The 17,831-nt window shown below is 68.2% G+C and carries 16 protein-coding genes and 2 pseudogenes; 9 read left to right on the plus strand and 9 right to left on the minus strand.

Features of this window, described 5'->3' with window-relative positions; all coding sequences use genetic code 11:
- The first annotated feature begins 537 nt into the window (after window positions 1-537).
- From rpmH to ADBZ5N_RS04875, 9 genes and pseudogenes are all read left to right on the plus strand, one after another.
- A complete protein-coding gene (rpmH, locus tag ADBZ5N_RS04835) occupies window positions 538-681 on the plus strand; it encodes a 50S ribosomal protein L34 (protein WP_005142265.1) in 144 nt (47 codons plus the stop codon).
- A gap of 19 nt (window positions 682-700) precedes the next feature.
- The gene (rnpA, locus tag ADBZ5N_RS04840) at window positions 701-1,054 is read left to right on the plus strand and encodes a ribonuclease P protein component (protein ID WP_526256352.1); all 354 of its coding nucleotides are present in this window, start codon (window positions 701-703) and stop codon (window positions 1,052-1,054) included.
- Window positions 1,051-1,290, plus strand: a pseudogene (yidD, locus tag ADBZ5N_RS04845) (membrane protein insertion efficiency factor YidD); the annotation flags it as partial. The gene rnpA and the pseudogene yidD, both read left to right, overlap by 4 nt.
- A 34-nt stretch (window positions 1,291-1,324) precedes the next feature.
- On the plus strand, window positions 1,325-2,431 hold the full coding sequence (gene yidC, locus ADBZ5N_RS04850; protein WP_526256353.1) for a membrane protein insertase YidC: 1,107 nt from the start codon (window positions 1,325-1,327) through the stop codon (window positions 2,429-2,431).
- 32 nt (window positions 2,432-2,463) lie between these two features.
- On the plus strand, window positions 2,464-3,012 hold the full coding sequence (locus ADBZ5N_RS04855; protein WP_526256354.1) for a Jag family protein: 549 nt from the start codon (window positions 2,464-2,466) through the stop codon (window positions 3,010-3,012).
- A 40-nt stretch (window positions 3,013-3,052) separates the two neighbouring features.
- Complete coding sequence (rsmG, locus tag ADBZ5N_RS04860; protein ID WP_526256355.1) at window positions 3,053-3,757, plus strand: 16S rRNA (guanine(527)-N(7))-methyltransferase RsmG; 705 nt, start codon at window positions 3,053-3,055, stop codon at window positions 3,755-3,757.
- The gene (locus ADBZ5N_RS04865; RefSeq protein ID WP_526256356.1) at window positions 3,754-4,656 is read left to right on the plus strand and encodes a ParA family protein; all 903 of its coding nucleotides are present in this window, start codon (window positions 3,754-3,756) and stop codon (window positions 4,654-4,656) included. The genes rsmG and ADBZ5N_RS04865 overlap by 4 nt, the downstream gene beginning before the upstream one ends.
- A gap of 11 nt (window positions 4,657-4,667) precedes the next feature.
- Entirely contained in the window at window positions 4,668-5,639 is a 972-nt protein-coding gene (locus tag ADBZ5N_RS04870; protein ID WP_526256357.1) for a ParB/RepB/Spo0J family partition protein, read from the plus strand.
- A gap of 245 nt (window positions 5,640-5,884) precedes the next feature.
- Window positions 5,885-6,607, plus strand: coding sequence for an acetyltransferase (locus ADBZ5N_RS04875; RefSeq protein WP_526256358.1), 723 nt, complete (start codon window positions 5,885-5,887; stop codon window positions 6,605-6,607).
- Between the two features lie 21 nt (window positions 6,608-6,628).
- Here ADBZ5N_RS04875 and ADBZ5N_RS04880 read toward each other — a convergent pair.
- The 9 genes and pseudogenes from ADBZ5N_RS04880 to ADBZ5N_RS04920 form a co-directional block, all read right to left on the minus strand.
- A pseudogene (locus tag ADBZ5N_RS04880) lies at window positions 6,629-7,119 on the minus strand (transposase); the annotation flags it as partial.
- Window positions 7,120-7,497: 378 nt separating this feature from the next.
- Window positions 7,498-8,742 carry an N-acetylmuramoyl-L-alanine amidase gene (locus ADBZ5N_RS04885; RefSeq protein WP_526256359.1) on the minus strand — a complete coding sequence of 415 codons (1,245 nt, stop codon included), beginning with the start codon at window positions 8,740-8,742 and terminating at the stop codon, window positions 7,498-7,500.
- A gap of 97 nt (window positions 8,743-8,839) precedes the next feature.
- Window positions 8,840-9,160, minus strand: a complete 321-nt coding sequence (gene trxA, locus ADBZ5N_RS04890; RefSeq protein ID WP_526256360.1) for a thioredoxin — start codon at window positions 9,158-9,160, stop codon at window positions 8,840-8,842.
- Window positions 9,160-10,131, minus strand: a complete 972-nt coding sequence (gene trxB / locus ADBZ5N_RS04895) for a thioredoxin-disulfide reductase (protein ID WP_526256361.1) — start codon at window positions 10,129-10,131, stop codon at window positions 9,160-9,162. Before trxB ends, trxA begins: the two co-directional genes overlap by 1 nt.
- A 99-nt stretch (window positions 10,132-10,230) precedes the next feature.
- Entirely contained in the window at window positions 10,231-10,530 is a 300-nt protein-coding gene (locus ADBZ5N_RS04900; protein ID WP_526256362.1) for a hypothetical protein, read from the minus strand.
- 20 nt (window positions 10,531-10,550) lie between these two features.
- Complete coding sequence (gene sigM / locus ADBZ5N_RS04905) at window positions 10,551-11,123, minus strand: RNA polymerase sigma factor SigM (RefSeq protein WP_526256363.1); 573 nt, start codon at window positions 11,121-11,123, stop codon at window positions 10,551-10,553.
- Between the two features lie 54 nt (window positions 11,124-11,177).
- Window positions 11,178-14,657, minus strand: coding sequence for a murein biosynthesis integral membrane protein MurJ (gene murJ, locus ADBZ5N_RS04910; RefSeq protein WP_526256364.1), 3,480 nt, complete (start codon window positions 14,655-14,657; stop codon window positions 11,178-11,180).
- Window positions 14,654-16,990 (minus strand): hypothetical protein, encoded by a 2,337-nt coding sequence (locus tag ADBZ5N_RS04915; RefSeq protein WP_526256365.1) that lies wholly within the window; start codon window positions 16,988-16,990, stop codon window positions 14,654-14,656. Before ADBZ5N_RS04915 ends, murJ begins: the two co-directional genes overlap by 4 nt.
- On the minus strand, window positions 16,987-17,766 hold the full coding sequence (locus tag ADBZ5N_RS04920) for an NUDIX hydrolase (RefSeq protein WP_526256366.1): 780 nt from the start codon (window positions 17,764-17,766) through the stop codon (window positions 16,987-16,989). Before ADBZ5N_RS04920 ends, ADBZ5N_RS04915 begins: the two co-directional genes overlap by 4 nt.
- Between the last annotated feature and the right edge of the window lie 65 nt (window positions 17,767-17,831).

The raw sequence follows: 17,831 nt of genomic DNA on the forward strand, positions 1-17,831 counted from the left end.
TGGTGCTGTCACCGGACCAGTCCCCGTCACCGTTAAGCTCGGCCACCACCGACGTCCATACCGATGCGAACCCGGTGCCGGGATCCTCAGTCAACGACAGATCCCCCTGGCTCATCTGACGCCGCGACGGAGGAAGTGCCGAGCATCCTGTCCACAACATTTATTAACAGGTGTGCACAGCTTTGGAGTGTTCTCAGCGCCGCAGCGTATGGGTACAACGTATGGGTAGTAAGCATCGTGTGCAGCACAGTCGTCAAACGGCCTGCCGACTTACCGCTCTGGCAGAAGCTAACAGGTTTCGATCACCCTGCCAACACATTCGTGCGGATTTATCCACAGGACACGCCGCGATCGAATCGGGGGCGGTTTGACCAGTCCAAGGGAACCTCAGTACCCTCGGCAGGGTCGCCCAACCGCGGGTGACACGGCAGCGACCGGATTTCCGGGACCGCGCCGGTTCGTACCGATTTCAGCAACGGGCACCGCGGCTGCGGCCGCATCGTCCGTTCGCCGCAGATGTGACGAGGAGAGACCGCCGTGGCCAAGGGCAAACGCACCTTCCAGCCGAATAACCGGCGCCGGGCCCGGGTGCACGGTTTCCGGCTGCGGATGCGAACCCGCGCCGGGCGTGCCATCGTGACCGGCCGGCGGCGCAAGGGCCGTCGCTCGCTGACTGCCTGACCGACCGGTCGGCGAACCAGTGCTGCCGGCTCGTAACCGGATGACACGGTCTGCAGAGTTCACCCGCACCGTCAGGTGCGGGGTGCGTGCACCGCAGTCCGATCTCGTGGTGCACGCCTACCGGGCGCCCTCAGGCTCCGAACCGCACATCGGTTTGATCGTCGCCAAATCCGTTGGTGGTGCGGTCGATCGACACCGGGTGGCCAGAAGACTGCGGCACGCCGCGCGCACCATTCTGGCCGACCTCGACCCGGCGGACCGGATCGTGGTGCGGGCCCTGCCGAGTAGCCGCGAGGCGCGATCCGCGCGGCTTCAACATCAACTGCGCTGCGGCGTTGACCGCGCGCATACCCTCATGGAACGACCCCGATGAACGACCGCAGCACCGGTACCAGCCGGATGGCGCGCCTGGTGATCGCGGTGATCCAGGGTTACCGGCACATGGTGTCGCCGTTACGGCTGCCTTCGTGTCGGTTCATGCCCACCTGCAGCCACTACGCCGTAGACGCACTTACCGAATACGGACTGCTCCGCGGCGGTTGGTTGAGTGTCGTCCGGTTGGTCAAGTGCGGTCCGTGGCACCGCGGTGGATGGGATCCGATACCCGAACGGGTTCCTCCGAACGGGAAGGTCAGGAGCGCACATGTTTAACTGGTTCAGCCTCGACTACGTGTACTACCCGGTGTCGGGGATCATGTGGCTCTGGTACAAGCTGTTCGGCGCGCTACTGGGGCCGAGCAACTTTTTCACCTGGGCACTGTCGGTGATGTTCCTGGTGTTCACCCTGCGCGCCGTGTTGTATCGGCCGTTCGTGAAGCAGATCCGCACCACCCGCAAGATGCAGGAACTGCAACCCCAAATCAAGGCGGTGCAGAAGAAATACGGCAAGGACCGCCAGCGGATGGCACTGGAGATCCAGAAACTCCAGAAGGAACACGACTTCAACCCGATCCTCGGCTGCCTACCGATGCTGGCGCAGGTGCCGGTGTTCCTCGGGCTCTACCACGTCCTGATGTCGTTCAACCGGACCCAGTCCGGCTTCGGCCGCCTCGGATTGTCGGTGGAGGAGAACCGTCGGCTGCCCAACTACTTCTTCAGCGCCGCCGACGTCGGACACTTCCTGGAGGCCAATCTCTTTCGTGCGCCGATCGGCGCGTCGATCACCCAGCAGCACGGCCTGGCGGCCTTCACCGAGTTCAGCCGGCCGGCGGTGGCGGCGGTCTCGGTTCCGCTGATGATTCTGGCCGGGATCGCGACGTATTTCAACAGCCGCGCCTCCATCTCGCGGCAGAGCCCGGAAGCCGCCGCCAACCCGCAGACCGCGATCATGAACAAGCTCGCGCTCTACGTCTTCCCGCTCGGTGTTGTCGTGGGTGGGCCGTTCCTGCCTATCGCCATCATCATTTACTGGGTGTCCAACAACATCTGGACGTTCGCTCAGCAGCATCTCGTGTTCGGCAAGATCGAACGCGAGGAGGAGGCGGCCAAAGAGGAGGCGCTGGCCCGCCGGGCCTCCAATGCCCCGGCGCCGGGAGCCAAGCCGAATAAGAACAAGACCAAGGCAGCAGCTGTCGCCGATATGGCCGCCGCCGAACTCGACGGTGAGGCTGCCGCGGCGTCGGCGAACGGCGCGGAGTCGGTGAACGGCGGGCAATCGGCGTCCACCGCCAAGGGGGGCGGGGCGACGGCGACGCGAACGCCACGGCCCGGTGCGCGCCCGGCTGGCCGCCCCAAGAAACGTAAGAGATGACCGGGTTGATGACCGGACAAGGAGAGATGATGATGACGGAAACCGAGGCGCAGCACCACGAGGGGGATGTCGGCGAGGAGGACACCGCTGCCGCACCGGTGCGTACGAGCACCGACCTGGAGGAGCGACTGGTCGCCGAGGGCGAGGTCGCCGGCGATTATCTGGAAGAACTGCTCGACCTGTTGGATTTCGACGGCGACATCGACCTCGACGTCGAAGGCGATCGTGCGGTGGTCAGCATCGACGGCGGCGGGGATCTGACCAAACTGGTCGGGCGCCGCGGCGAGGTGCTCGATGCGTTGCAGGAACTCACGCGACTGGCCGTGTTGCAGAAGACCGGCGAACGCAGCCGGTTGATGTTGGACATCGCGGGTTGGCGTCGGCGCCGGCGCGACGACCTCTCGGCGCTGGGGGAGAAGGTTGCCCGCCGGGTGCTGGAGAGCGGGCAGCGCGAGGAACTGGCGCCGATGACCCCCTTCGAGCGCAAGATCGTCCACGACGCGGTCGCCGGAGTCGACGGTGTGCACAGCGAGAGCGAGGGCGTTGAGCCCTCGCGTCGCGTCGTCGTTCTCAAGGACTGAAGTTACATCCATGTAGTTAAGCGGCGGGAGGATGTTTCACGTGAAACATGCCGCCCCCGACCCGCCGGAGATTGCTTCGGAGATATTCGGGCCGCGTCTTGACCTCGCCCGACACTATGCGGATCTGCTTGCCGGACCCGGTGTCGAGCGGGGTCTGATCGGTCCGCGCGAGGTCGATCGGATCTGGGACCGCCACATCCTTAACTGTGCTGCGGTGGCCGAGTTGATTGAACCGGACGCCCGAGTGGTTGATGTCGGCAGCGGGGCGGGGTTGCCCGGCCTGCCGCTGGCGATCGCGCGCCCAGACCTTGCTGCGGTGCTCGTGGAGCCGATGTTGCGGCGCACCGACTTCCTCACCGAGGCGGTTGACGCACTCGGCCTGGCGGTCACTGTCGTGCGGGGCCGCGCCGAGGACCGTGCGGTTCGGGACGTCGCCGCAGGTGCCGACGCGGTCGTGTCTCGCGCGGTGGCCGACTTGGTCAAGCTGACCCGGTGGAGTCTGCCGCTGCTGCGGCCCGACGGCCGGATGCTGGCTCTCAAAGGAGAGCGGGCCGAGGCAGAGGTCGCCGAACATGGGCCGGCAATGGCACGGTTAGGCGCCCGGGGTGTCGAAGTGGTGAGATGTGGATCGCGCTATCTGAACCCCGCCGCCACCGTAGTGGTGGCGGTGCAGGGGGGCCGAGCGGCCCCGACCAGATCGAAGGCCCGTCGGCGTGACCGCCCACCGGAAAGGAGATCACCATGACACAGTCCTTCGGAGATGGCGCTGTTTCACGTGAAACATGGCCGGAGGCCGACACCCCGATCGGGGCGGCTGCCGAACGGGCGATGCGGGTGTTGCACACCTCGGCCGGGCAGTTGCCGAAGCCGGCCCGACGTCGAGTCTTCACCGTCGCCAACCAGAAGGGTGGCGTCGGCAAGACCACGACCGCGGTCAATCTGGCGGCGGCAATGGCCGTTCAGGAACTCAAGACACTGGTGATCGACCTCGATCCCCAGGGCAATGCCAGTACCGCCTTGGGTATCACCGACCGGCCGTCCGGCACGCCTTCCTCCTACGAGGTCCTACTCGGGGAGATCCCGGTCCGCGCGGCCATCCAGCAGAGTCCGCACAGTGATCGGCTGTTCTGTGTGCCGGCGACTATCGACCTTGCGGGAGCAGAGATCGAACTCGTCAGCATGGTGGCGCGGGAGAACCGCCTTCGCAATGCGCTGGCCGATCTCGACGAGTTGGACTTCGACTATGTCTTCATCGACTGCCCGCCATCGCTGGGACTGCTCACCCTCAACGCCTTGGTCGCGGCGCCGGAGGTCCTGATCCCCATCCAGTGCGAGTACTACGCCCTCGAGGGCGTCTCACAATTGATGAAGAACATCGAGATGGTCAAGGCGCACCTCAACCCGGCGCTGAATGTATCCACCGTGCTGCTGACGATGTACGACGGAAGGACCAAGCTCGCCGATCAGGTTGCCGCGGAAGTGCGCCGCTACTTCGGGGACAAGGTGCTCGAGACAGTGATTCCGCGCAGCGTGAAGGTGTCCGAAGCGCCCGGGTACAGCATGACCATCATCGACTACGATCCGGGATCGCGGGGGGCGATGAGTTATCTGGACGCCAGCCGCGAACTCGCCAACCGCCAGTAACGGAGAACAGCATGACGCAGCCCTCACGGCGCCGGGGTGGCCTCGGCCGCGGACTGGCATCCCTTATTCCGACCGGCCCCGCCGACGGCGGTCCGCGGTTGGGCGACGCGGCGGCCGATGTCGTCATCGGCGGAACGGCCGCCATCGGGGAGGCCAGCGGCGAGGCCGAGAACATCGGCGCGGTCTACCGCGAGATCGACCCCACCCAGATCGAGCCGAACCCTCGCCAGCCCCGCCAGGTCTTCGACGAGGAGGCCCTCGCCGAGCTGGTTCACTCGATTCGCGAATTCGGGCTGATGCAGCCGATCGTGGTACGCCAGGTCGGCGGCGGCCGGTATCAACTGGTGATGGGGGAGCGGCGCTGGCGCGCAGCCCAGCAGGCCGGCCTGACCGCGATCCCGGCGATCGTCCGGGAGACCGCCGACGATGACCTACTGCGGGACGCCCTGCTCGAGAACATCCACCGGGCCCAACTGAATCCGTTGGAAGAGGCGGCCGCCTATCAGCAGTTGCTCGACGAGTTCGATGTCACGCATGAGGAACTCGCCGGGCGCATCGGCCGGTCGCGCCCAGTGATCACCAACACGATCCGTCTGCTTCGGTTGCCGATCCCGGTACAGCGCCGGGTAGCGGCCGGAGTTCTGTCGGCTGGCCACGCCCGGGCTCTGCTGGCACTGGAGGGCGGGCCCGAGGTGCAGGAGGAACTTGCCGCCCGGATCGTCGCCGAGGGCCTGTCGGTACGGGCCACCGAGGAGGCGGTCACACTGGCCAACCGGGCAGGGGAGAAGCCGGCGGGCCCCAAACGCCGCAAGCCTATCCAGATGCCCGGTCTGCAGGACGTCGCCGAGCGACTGTCGAGCACCTATGACACCCGGGTCACGGTCAGTCTCGGTAAGCGCAAAGGCAAGATCGTCGTTGAGTTCGGCTCAGTGGACGACCTCCAGCGGATCGTCGCCCTGATGGACTCTTCTCGGGTGCGGTAGCACCAACCCGGGACAACCGACCGTTACGTCACAGTGACAATACCGGGCACGGCAGTCGCCACTGTGCCGGTCTGGATTTTCAATCTCCAAGTGCGCCAGCCGATTTCGCTCGACGGCTGGGAGGACCGCGGGCGCCGGAGGTCAATACTGGCCGGTGATCCCCCGCCTCTCCTATCCTGAGACTGGCGGGCGCGTCTGCGCTGCGAAAAAACCCGGGGAAGACCGGGGGAAGACCGGGAGACTGGGTGTCGGTTCAGATCAGGCCGTTGCGGCTCGAAGGGTTCGAGCAGTTGCCCAAACACGCCCGCCGCTGCGTCTTTTGGGAGGTGGATCCGCAGACCCTCGACGGTGAGGACTACCTGCCCGACCCCGAGTTCGAGAAGGAGGCATGGCTGTCGATGGTCATGCTGGAGTGGGGGTCATGCGGACAGGTCGCTACTCCGGCAACAGACGACCCGGCCGCTTCCGATGAACCGTGCCGGGGCTATGTGCTCTACGCGCCGCCACGGGCGGTGCCGCGAGCGCATCGGTTTCCCACCGGCCCGGTCGGGGCGGACGCTGTGCTGCTGACATCGATGGGAGTTGAGCCCGGTCAACCCGACGGGCTCAACTCGCTGCTGATCGGCCAAGTCGTCAGCGAGTTGGTTCGGCGCGGGGTGCGGGCACTGGAGGCGTTCGGCCGGACCGCGCAGTCCGCGGAATTGCTCGCCGGGGACGGAATCGTCGACCCCGAACTGGCGCCGGCGATCCGGGCGCTGGGCGACTGTTCCTTCGACCAGTGCATGATCGACACCGAATTCCTTCTCGACGCGGGTTTCACCGTGGTGGCGCCGCACCGATACTTCCCCCGCCTGCGCCTCGAACTCGACCGGGGTCTGGGCTGGAAGGCCGAGGTCGAGGCGGCGCTGGAGCGGCTGTTGGAAAGCACGCGGCTGGAGAGCACCCAACCGGTGGGGTCTGCCGGTTAGATACCCCAGGGTTGTAAGGCGTCAAGCTGCCGCGGCAGCGCGGTGGGCCCAGGCTTTGTGTTCGTCGTAGTGGGTGCGGTGGCGTAGGCGGCCCGTGCAGGATGCCGACGAGACGGTTACCCAGGGCGCGTAAGGCCTGGTGGTGGGTGTCGCCGGCGGCGCGGTGGGCGTCGTAGAAGGCGCGGGCGCCAGGGCTGTTGGTCAGGGCGCAAAAGGCCCATTGGTCGATCGCGTCGTAGAGGCGTCGGTTGCGCACGTTGGCGGGCCAGCACGGCGCGTTTCTTGCCCGAGGCGACGGTCAAGGGTGAGGTTCCGGCGCAGTTCTTGCGAGACTTGGCGCTGGTGTAGCGGTTCGGGTCGTCCCCGAACTCACCGAGCACCCAGGCGCCGAGCACAACACCAAGTCCTGGCAGGGAGCGGTAGATGTCGGCGTCCGGGTGCGTCTCCAGCGCGGTCTCGAGCTCGGCGATCTGATCGTTGAGCTCAGCGATGACATGAACAGCGGCGGTGGTCCGGTCATCCCCTCGGGCAGCCGCCGAGCGGCCAGCCGGGTGCCGGCCTCATCCATCAGATACACGTCGTGATGGTCTTCGGCCCAGTCATCGCCGACGAAGATCATCCATGCCACCTCCTGGAATTCCGTTGCCCACGAACCTTTTCGGCGAGCCCGAGGACACCCGGCGGCGACCTAATGGATCAGTGCTCAACTAGGCACGACACCCCATCAGCGCTACAAGTGACCTCACCGAACCGGCCGGGGCACGATCTAACCCTAGGAGTCGACACGCACTCCAGGCGGACAAAGTGCTCACCGGCCAGCGGCTCAGCAATCAGCGTCCCGCCACCAAGGCCGAACCTCGGTCAACGCCACACCGATCAAGTTTAGGCGGTCAGACCGCCGGCCGATCGTGGTCCACGGATTGTTCGTGGGCCAGCAGTTCGGCGAACGTGAAGGTTCCGGTCGGCCGGTCGTTCTTGCCGAGTAGGTACAACCGCTTCACCGCGGCGAGAATGCCCTCGGCGATCCCATCACGGACCTCGCGGGTCGCGAGCATGGTGCTGTCGTGCGGGTTGGTGATGTAGCCGACGTCCACCTGGACCGTCGGCATCCGGGTCAGACGTAACAGGTCCCAGGTGCGTCCATGTGTCCGGCAATCCCGTAAACCGATGCGCGCCACCAACTCTCGCTGAATGAAGTCGGCGAGGTTGCGTCCGATCGTGGACACCGAGCCGTGCGGGCTGCCGAAGTAGAAGCAGGAAACGCCGCTGGCGGACGGGCTCGCCTGCCGCTCGAACCGAAGGCTGATCATCAGATCAGCACCGACGGTGTTGGCGGTGGCGGCCCGTTCGGCGTCAGCCGGGCTGTGATTGACCGGCCGGGACAGGAAGGTCTCCATACCGATGGCCGTCATCCGGCCTTCCAGCCGGCTGGCTAGATCCCAGAGGATGTCGGCCTCGCTGATCGGACCCTGCGTGCCGTTGACGATCAAGCCGTGGTCGGTGCCGCCGCGGCCCGGGTCGATGATGATCCGCTTGCCGGACAGCCGGGGACCAGAAAGCCGGACGTGCTCTTCCTCGCGGATCGCGTGCAGTGAACCGCCGGTCACCCGTGAGCCGAGAAAATACAAGGAGCGCAACGTTTCCGGGCCGCAGATGCCGTCCGGCGCCAACCCGTACTCCCGCTGGTAGGACATCAGCGCGTTGTGAGTCTGCAGGCCGAAGTAGCCGTCGACGAGGGCGTGGTAGAAACCGAGGTCCTGCAATCGCGCCTGCAGGGTTGCGACATCGTCGCCGTACATCGGCGCGCCGAATTGGTGGGCCAGGGTCCGCGCGCCCAGCCGGTAGGAGGCCTCGCGCAACGCCCGGTAGGTGGCAGGGCCGACGATCCCGTCGACCAGCAGACCGCGCCGCTGCTGGAACGCCCGAACGGCGTGATCGAGGTCGTCATCGAAGAAATCCGGTGCCACCTGCTTGCCGGTGGTCAGGTCCTCGTCGGGATTCGCCAGTAATCCCAGCGCGGCGAGCGCGGCACGAATCTCCATCACCGCGCCACCACGGTCACCGTGACGGAGAAGGTCGGCGGACGCGGCTCGCCAGGAGGCGCCGTCGCCGGGGCCGGCACCGGGACTGGACATGACAGGCATTCTCGCAGAAGAACCGCCCATTGCGGAAACCGTCGAGGCGCACCACCGGTAACGAATTCGTCTCCGGCGGCATAGCCGCAATGGTCGGTTAAAGGATGTCAGCCAGCTCTCGTAGCAACGCAGCCTTGCCTTTGGCCCCGACGATTCGTTTCACCGGTTTACCGCCTTTGAACAGGATCAGGGTGGGGATGGACACCACCTGGAAATCACGGGCGGTCGACGGATTGGCATCGACGTCGACCTTGGCCACCGTCAACGCACCCGCCTTCTCCGTGGCGATCTCTTCCAAGACGGGGGCGATCATCTTGCACGGTCCGCACCAGGCAGCCCAGAAATCGACCAGCACCGGGGTGGGGCTGGCGAGGACGTCGTCGGCGAAGCTGGCATCGGATACAGCCAGGGTTCCCATTACTGCGCTCCGATCATCTCGGCGGTGCCCGCCTCGGTGCCGGCCTCGACGAGCCACCGTTCGGCGTCGATCGCGGCCGCGCAGCCGCTACCGGCTGCGGTGATGGCCTGCCGATAGGTGTGGTCCACCAGATCCCCGGCAGCGAAGACGCCAGGCACGGAGGTGGCGGTGGCTCGGCCCCGGGTCAGTACGTAGCCCTCCGCGTCGACCTCCACGGAGTCGCGAACCAGTTCTGAGCGCGGGTCGTGGCCGACGGCGATGAAGACACCGGTCACCGGGAGGGTGGATTCCTCATCGGTGATCACGTTGCGAACCCGCAGCCCGGTCACCGTACTGTCGCCCTCCACGGCGACGACGGTGGTGTTGGTCAGGAAGGTGATCTTGTCGTTGGTGCGGGCCCTCTCCAGCATGATCCTGGAGGCCCGGAATTCCTCGCGGCGGTGGATGAGGGTGACGCTGCGGGCGAACCGGGTCAGGAAGGTGGCTTCCTCCATGGCCGAGTCGCCGCCGCCGATCACGGCGATGTCCTGCTCCTTGAAAAAGAATCCGTCGCAGGTGGCGCACGAACTGACCCCGCGGCCGAGCAGTTCCTGTTCACCGGGGACACCGAGATAACGCGGCGCCGCACCCATGGCCAGAATGACCGCACGGGCCAGGTGGGTCTGCCCGCCGGCGGTGACGACCTTTTTGACCGGGCCCGCCAGCGACACCGACTCGACGTCTTCCATCTGCAGGTCGGCGCCGAAGCGCAGTGCCTGTTCGCGCATTTCGTCCATCAACTCCGGCCCGGTGATGCCGGACCGGAATCCCGGGTAGTTCTCCACCTCGGTGGTGGTCATCAGCGCACCGCCGAAGGCGGTGCCTTCGAAGACCAGAGGCTTCAGTTGGGCGCGTGCGGTGTAGATGGCCGCGGTGTAGCCGGCCGGCCCCGATCCGATCACGATGACGTCATGCAAGGTCTCGTCGGTCATACCCCGCCCTTTCTGCGCACATTGCCGACACGGGTTCGCCGCGCCTGTTGTGACATTTGCTCAAACAACAGGGTAGGCGGGGCTGTTCCCGGCCGCGCATCAAGGGGTTGCCGCCCCGGTTGTGTTCGGGTCCGGTGTGTTGGGGTCCGGTGTGTTGGGGTCCAGCGTGTCGGGGTCGGGTGTGACGGTGATCTGGCTGGCGCTGGTCGGTGCGCTGCGAGTCGGTTCCAGCGAACTCAGGCAGGCCGCCGCGCCGAGTCCCGCCGCGACCAGCACCGCGGCAACACCGACCGCGGTGACCAACAGCCGGCGTAGCGCCACCGGTGGCCGGTCGGCGTGCGTCGGTGCGCTGCGACGCGACCACCCGGTCACGGTGTGCCGTGAGTGCGGGGACTCCACCCCCCCAGTGTGCCCGCCTCTCAGCGTGCCGGGATGCCGTCGCGGGCAGCGAGCAGTACGGCCAGCCTGGCCCGCGCGCGGGCACAGCGGCTCTTGACCGTGCCCTCGGCGATATCGAGCAGCGCGGCGGCATCGGCCACCGAATAGCCGTGCATATCGACGGTCAGTACCGCCTCGCGTTGGGCGGCGGGCAGTCGCAGCAGTGCCTGCCGAACCAGGAGAGCGGTGTCGAGTTGTCCGGTGTGGTCGGCTACCGGTGGGCAGGCGTCCGGGATGAGGGCCACTGTCGGCCGAATCGCGTTGCGGCGCAGTCTATCCCGACAGGCATTGAGCACGATCCGACACAGCCAGCCGCTGACCGGGGCGTCATGGCGGAACGACCCGGCCGCGCGGTGCGCGGAGAGCATCGCATCCTGAACAGCGTCCCGGGCGTCCTCGGCGGTGCTGCTGCACCGGCGGGCCACCCGGTACAACTGGGCGCTGTGGCGGCGGAACAGTTCCTCGAAGGCATAGCGGTCACCGGCGACGTGGGCGCACAACAATTCACCGTCGCTGCGAAGCTCCGCGGAGCTGAACGCGGAATGGCCGGGCATGGCGCGGACAGTAATGAGCCCGCGCCGCGCCGGCACTTCACCCGGCCGTCAGGCTCAGGACGGGGCGGCCCGCACGGTGATCTCGGAGATGTCGGTCCTGCTCAGGCCGCCGACCTGCCCCAGCGTCGAGATCCACACCAGAACATAGGAGGTGGGCTCGGCACTGGGCACCGAGATGGTGTTGGTGCCCGGTTTGAGCAGTGTCGGCCCGGTCAGCAGCGTGGTGGCGTCCAGGTTGTCCGGGTTGGCGGAGGAGGCCGACCGGATCTGCACCTGCGTTCCAGTGCTGGAGATGCCCATCGTCACACTGCCGACCACGATCGGCTCAGGTAACTGCAGTATGAGCCCGACCCCGCTCTTGAAGGCCGGGAACGGGACGGCGTCGGTGTAGGTGTCCGTTGGCCACACCGTCGCCGGATCACCGTCGATGGCCAGGCCGGCGAGGTTGGGCGCATCGGTTTCGCCGCCGGGCGAAAACACCGTGGCGGCGACCGGTTCGACCATCCGCCCAGTGCTTTCCTGGGCCGCGGTGGTCGTGGTGTTCAAGCCCAGCTGTTCGCCTTCGAGTTCGCTGTCGACCTCACCGAAAATCCGGCTGAGGAATGTCCCGAGCACAATCAGGGCCGTCGCCAGGATCGCAGTGCCGACGCCGATGCCGATCATTAGACGGCGTCGGCGCACGGCCTGCGCGGCGGGGCCATCCTCCCGCGGCCGGACCTCGCGCGGCTGGACCTCGCGCGGCTGGACCTCGCGCGGCTGGACTGGGTCGGGGGGTGGCGGCGGCCGCTGCGGAGCCGGCCCTGCTGCCCTGCTCTGCGCAGGTGCGCTCTGCTGCGCGGCAGGCACCACCCGCTGCGTTCGTTCCGCGGCGCCGGTGGCCTGCTGCAGTAAATGCAACAGTGTCGGCGCGCTGCTGATCCCGCCGCCCGGTTCCAGCGCCCGCACCGCGGCGGCGCTGATCTGGAAGGGGATCGCGTTGTTGAGGGAGCGGGGCTCGATCGGCTGCCCGGACGGATCCGCCTCGGCCGGCGGCAGACCGCTCGGGGCGCCGGTCTCCGGAAGCGGCCACCTGTCGACCAGCAGGGCGTAGAGCGCCGCGCCGATCCCACGGACATCCTCAGCCGCGGTGGCCTCGGGCATGGTGGCCGGGAAGGCCAGCGCGACGTCCCCGTCGATGCTGACCCGGATCCGCGCCGGGTGGTCCACCGACAGTGCTGCCCCGGCCCGGTGTGCCTCGTCAGCCGCTGCAGCCAGCGACTGCATCGCCCGCGCGCCCCCGACGGCCGACGGTGACGTTGCGGCAACCTCTTTCAGCGACCCGCCGCGGATCCATTCCGAGACGACGAGTCCGCTGCCGTTGTCGATCGGCGTGACATCGAGAACCCGCGCCAGTCCGGGTCGCTGCACACGGCTGAGTTGTTGTGTGCGGGTGAGGATCTGCTCGATCTGTTCGGCCGGCATGGTGCGAGCGGGGTCGATGAATGTCAACGCCACCTGACGGTCCAGGGCGGTGTCCAACGCCTGCCAGAACTGCAGACCGGCCGGACCGCCGTGGAATACCAGTAGCCGGTAGCGCCCGCCCGCGACGGTGGCCCCGGGGCCGAGCGGCAGAGCGTCCGCGGCCGGTTCGGGTCGGGCGGTCTGCTCAGCGGCGGCGCGTCCCGGGACGTCGGGCTGGAACTCGTCGGCGCGCTGGCGGGGAATCTTCGCCGTCGCGTCGCCGGGCGGGCCGGCGGGCGTGCCTTGATCGCTCAGCTCCGGTCCTTTCCGCGTCGGATCGGCGACGTGCGCCTCGGGATCAGGGTACGGGACCAGACGTTGCTTATGGGGCAGCTGTGAGTCAAGTGGCGCAGCGTCGACGGTGACACCACGCCGCAGGATTCGCCGGCGGACCACCGCCCACCCGGCGAGGGCGTCGGGCACCCGGCCGGCCACCATCAGCCCGGCCAGCACCGGCGCCATGACCGCGGCCAGGATGCCCAGCCGCACCATCGAGCCGGCGCCGCCGCCGCGGTCGGTGAGCTGCTGCAGTCCCAGCAGCCGGTCCGCGCCGACCGCGACCAGGGCGGCCGCCGCCGCCGCCGCGGCGGTGACCAGCATGGTGCGTCGTACGGAGCGATCCAGCAGCCGTCCGTCCGGCGGTCGCAGCGATCGGCGCAGCAGCAGATGACCCAGCAGCGCCCCGGCAACGAAGCCGATGCCGTTTGCGGTACCCAGGTAGCCCGCGACCAGCTCGGGGTCGTCGGTCAGATGCGGGGCCAGCAGTGAGGCCACGATCTTCACCGCGGTGATCGCCAGGATCATCAGGATCGGTGTCCATGGGTCGTCGCGGGCGTAGAACACCCGCAACTGCAGCAGCACCAGGGCGTAAGGGATGAGGGTGAACGATGACAGCGCGATCGCGACACCGAGGTAGTTGGCGTCGACTTGGCCGAACTTGCCGTAGGCGAACAGCGCGCTGCCGATCGCCGGTCCCGCGACGCTCATGAATGCCACCACCGGGATCAGCGTCACCATGGTGAGGCGGGTGGCCAGCGATAGATCGGCGAGTACGGCGGGGTTGTCGTTGGCGGCGGCGTTGCGGCTCAGTCGCGGCATCACCACGGTCAGGATCGTCACGCCGATCATCCCGAACGGCAGTTGCAGCACCAGCCAGGTGTAGGTGTAGATCGCCGGGCCGGATGCCGCTGCGGTACTGGCGATCTGGTTGCCCACCACCAGACCGACCTGGCTGATCAACACGTACAGCACCATTGCGGCGGCCATCGTGCCGAATCGTTTGAGCCGGTCGTCGATTCCCCACAGCGGCCGCAGGCTGATCCGCTCCCGGCGGATGGCGATCAGCAACACCGCGGCTTGCGCGACGACACCCAGGGTCGTTCCGATGCCCAACACCAGCAGTTTGGCGTTACCCATCCGCACCGGGTCGACCGACAGTTCACCGGGCACCAGCAGGTAGAGCCCGAGGGTGGCGATGGCGACGACGTTGTTGAGCACCGGCGCCCAAGCCGGCGGCCCGAACACGTTGCGGTTGTTCAGGATTGCCATGAACACCGACGTCAGGCCGTAGAAGATGACCTGCGGCAGCAACAGGTAGGCAAACGCTATGGTCAGCGACTGGTTCACCTTCGGGTCACCGCCGAGCATCAGCCGCACCAGCAGCGGGGCGGCGGCCACCGACACCACGGTCGCCAGCAGCAGCAGGGTGGTCGCCAGCGTGACCAGACGGCGGACGAAGGCCTCCCCGCCGTCGGGGTCATCACGTTCGGCGCGGGCCAGCACCGGCACGAAGATCGCGGTGAAGGTGGCCTCCAAGACCAGCGCGGCGATCAAGTTCGGGAGCTGATTGGCCACCGTGAAGGCACTGGACAGCGCTGCACCGAGCAGGGCGGCCAGCAGCACGATCCGGATGAAGCCGGTGATCCGGCTGACCAACGTGGCAAGCGCCATGCCCCAGGACCGGGACACCACCGCGGAGTCGGACAGTTCTTCGCGCTCCGGCCGGGTTCCGGTGTCTGCACCCGGCTGGCTCATCGACCCATTCCCATGCCACCGGGTCCGGTCGGCGTTCGGGGCCGGTCGAGGTCGGCCCGGTCGGGCTGACCGCGGAAGCGGTGGTAGAGCCGGCGCCCGACCAGCAGCGCGAGCACCGCCGCGCCGGTCAGCGTGATGGCGAACAACAGCTTGCCGTAGGCGTTGGAGTGCACCGACAGACGTACCGGGTCGCCCAGTTGCAGACCGTCCGCGGTACGCAGCGTCACGTCGACGGCGACGCGCTGGGTGACGTGCAGTTCGACCGGAACCCGCAGCGGCAGGTAGCCCGGCGGCACCTCCTGTTCACCGATGTCGGTCACCGTCATCCCGGGTGGGACGTCGAACTGCAACCGCACCCGGATGGGCACCGACAGGTCGTTGCGCACCGCCAACGGCAGCGCACTGCGCTCGGTGGCCAGGGTGTAAGAGTCACCCGGGTTGACGATCGAGACCGCCCGGAAGAGGTTCTCGATGGTGGCCGCAACGACCGCAAGCCGTTGGCGAGCAAGCTCATTGCGGGTTGCCGGCGGCTCGGTCTGACTCAACGCCCGCAGCATGTCTTCCCGCAGCGGGGCGGTGTACTGCAGGCCGCTGAGGCCGGTGCGGGGGTCGGTGCTCAGCGTGGAGGTGAGCGCGCCCTGCCGGCCGGCAGCCGCGCGGATGGAGTCGATGACGTCGTCGTCGATCCGGCCCGGCACGTCGGTGGGCAGATCGGCCGGCAGCGACTGGCCGTTGCCGGTGGTGTCCAGGATCAGCCGGGATTCCGAGATCAGGGCGGCCAGCGGCCGAGGTGTGGCCAATCCGGCGCGGACGGTGTGGGCCAGCGCGCTGAGCATCGCCCGGGCGTCGTCGGGTTGCGGGCTCCACTTCAGCGGCGGTAGCAGGATCTGATTGCGCGGTCCGGCGTCCGGTTGCAACGCGCGCCACAGCATCGCGGCGATGGCGTCCTGGCGGCGGGCGACGGGGGAGTCGGTGTCTACGGGTACGGCCAGGCCGTCGTCAAGGTAGGCCGGCACCGCCGGGTCGGTGCCGACGCCGGCCAACGCGGCGCCGACGGCGGGGTCGAAGGGCGCCAGCACAACCGAAGCGGAAAGCCGGCGCACGGTCAGATCGGCGGTGACCGCGTCGGCGCCGGCGGTGTCGGCGGCGGCGATCGCGACGGTCGGTTCCATCATTCCCAGCAGGCTGGCAGCGGCGGCGGTCAGCGCACCGTCACCGAGGACGGTGCCCCCACGGACCGAGGCGATCCCGAGGATCTTGTCGACGATGTCAGCGGCCGCGGTGGTCGCCGCCGCATTCAGCGCCGGGTCGCTGATCCGGTTCAACGCCCCCAGGTCGGCCTGGGCGTACGGGGTGGCGATTACACACATCCGGCGGGCCACCCCGCGCAGCCGGTCCAGCCACGCCGCGGCGGCGGCCTGCCCGGTACCCGGGTGGGCAGCGGTGCCGAGCCCATTCGGCGCGTCGGCCACCACGTAGCCGGCGGTCATGGCGTTGACCGTGACGAGCAGGTCGGGGTCCACGGCCAGGCACAGTGCTCGGTCGACACCGGTGCCCGGGTCGATCGCGCCGGGGCTGGTGGCGAACTCCGCGGCTCCCAGCAGGGTGTCGAGTCGGCCGCCGGCGGCCAGCGACACCGCCAGGTCGTCGTTCATCAGGCGGACCGGAGTAGTGCCGCCCGGGACACCGGGGGCCAGCCGGGGTTTGTCGGCCAGCGGCCACAGCATCGTCACCGCCACCGGTTTGGTCGTGTCGGGAGGTACCGTGTCGGTCAGGGTGTTGCCGGTGGCGGTGCTCGGATCTGTGGGAACGCCGGTCACCGGCAACAGGAAGCGCGCCGCGTCCAGCCGCGCCGCCTCGCCGTAATCGGGGGTGCCGTTGACGTTGATCAGCATCGGGTACACGCCCGGGTTATCGATGCCCAGCGACGGCCCCTGCGCCGCGCGCAGGGGCACCGAAAAGCTGAACCCAGCGGCCTGCCCGCGGTCGAGTTCGGCTGCGACGGTAACGAATTCGCCGACCGGGTTGAATTGGCCGCCGGCGTCGAGCGTGGTGCGTAACGCAGACGAGTACTGCACCCGCGCGCTGCGCTCCAACCGGGCCAGCACCTCCCGGACCGGACGATCCCCGACGTTGGTCACCGTCCCGGTCACCGTGATGGTGGGTTCACTGGAGGTGGTCACCACGTCGGGGGTGACGCTGTCGAGCCGGACCCGCACGAACTCCGACGGAGTTGGTTCAGCGGCCACGGTGGGCGCCAGCGGGGAGAACAACAGTGCGGCGAGAAGCCCGAGAAGGGCGGCGATCCAGGCCCGCCGCTGGTGCACCCTCACGCCCCCGGACCGGAGCCGTTCGACCGACGCTCGCCGGTGGCCTCGTTGCGGCGCGGGCGGTCGCGGGTGTGGGAGTGGGTCTGTGGGTGGCGGCGCGGCGCCGATGCGGGCAGCGGTGGCAGCGCTGCGGGTCCGTCGGACTGCAGCAACTCGATCAGCTCATGGGCCACGGTGGCCAGCCGGCGTTCGTCGGAGTAGGCGAGCCGGTGGGGCAGTTCGGTCACCGGCACCCAAGCCACCTCGGTGACCTCGAGATCCTCGTCGCACAACTGCCCGCCGGAGAACCGCAGCAGATAGTGGTGAACGGTCTTATGAACCCGCCGTCCCTCAGTGACGAACCAGTAGTCGATACTGCCCAACGCGGCCACCACATGGCCGTGGATGCCGGTCTCTTCGGCGACCTCCCGGATGGCGGTCTGCTCGGGGGTTTCGCCTTGTTCGATATGCCCCTTGGGCAGCGACCACAGCATCCGTCCGCGCCGGTCGACCCGCCCGATCAGCGCGGCCACCTGCTCCTCGCGGGGCCGGTCGAGGCCGTCGATCACCAATCCGCCGGCGGAGGTTTCGTGGACGGTGCGCAGCCGCGTCGACGAGCGCCGCCGCGGCCGGGCAGGATCCGGGGGTCGATCCTGGGGTCGGTCCTGGGGCGCCGGCGGCTGTGGGGCCGGATTGTCGGTGGTTGCCGCGGTCTGCTCGGGCTTCGGGGCAGAACCGGCACGGCGCCCGCGACGTCGGCCTCGACGCCGTCGTGGTTTGGCCGCTTCGCCCTCCGACACCCAAGCGATAGTAGCCGCCGCGACCGGCCCGACCGTGGCCGCACTCGCCGGTCGGGACGCCGGTG

The organism is Mycobacterium sp. (genome assembly GCF_044370595.1).
GTDB lineage: Bacteria > Actinomycetota > Actinomycetes > Mycobacteriales > Mycobacteriaceae > Mycobacterium.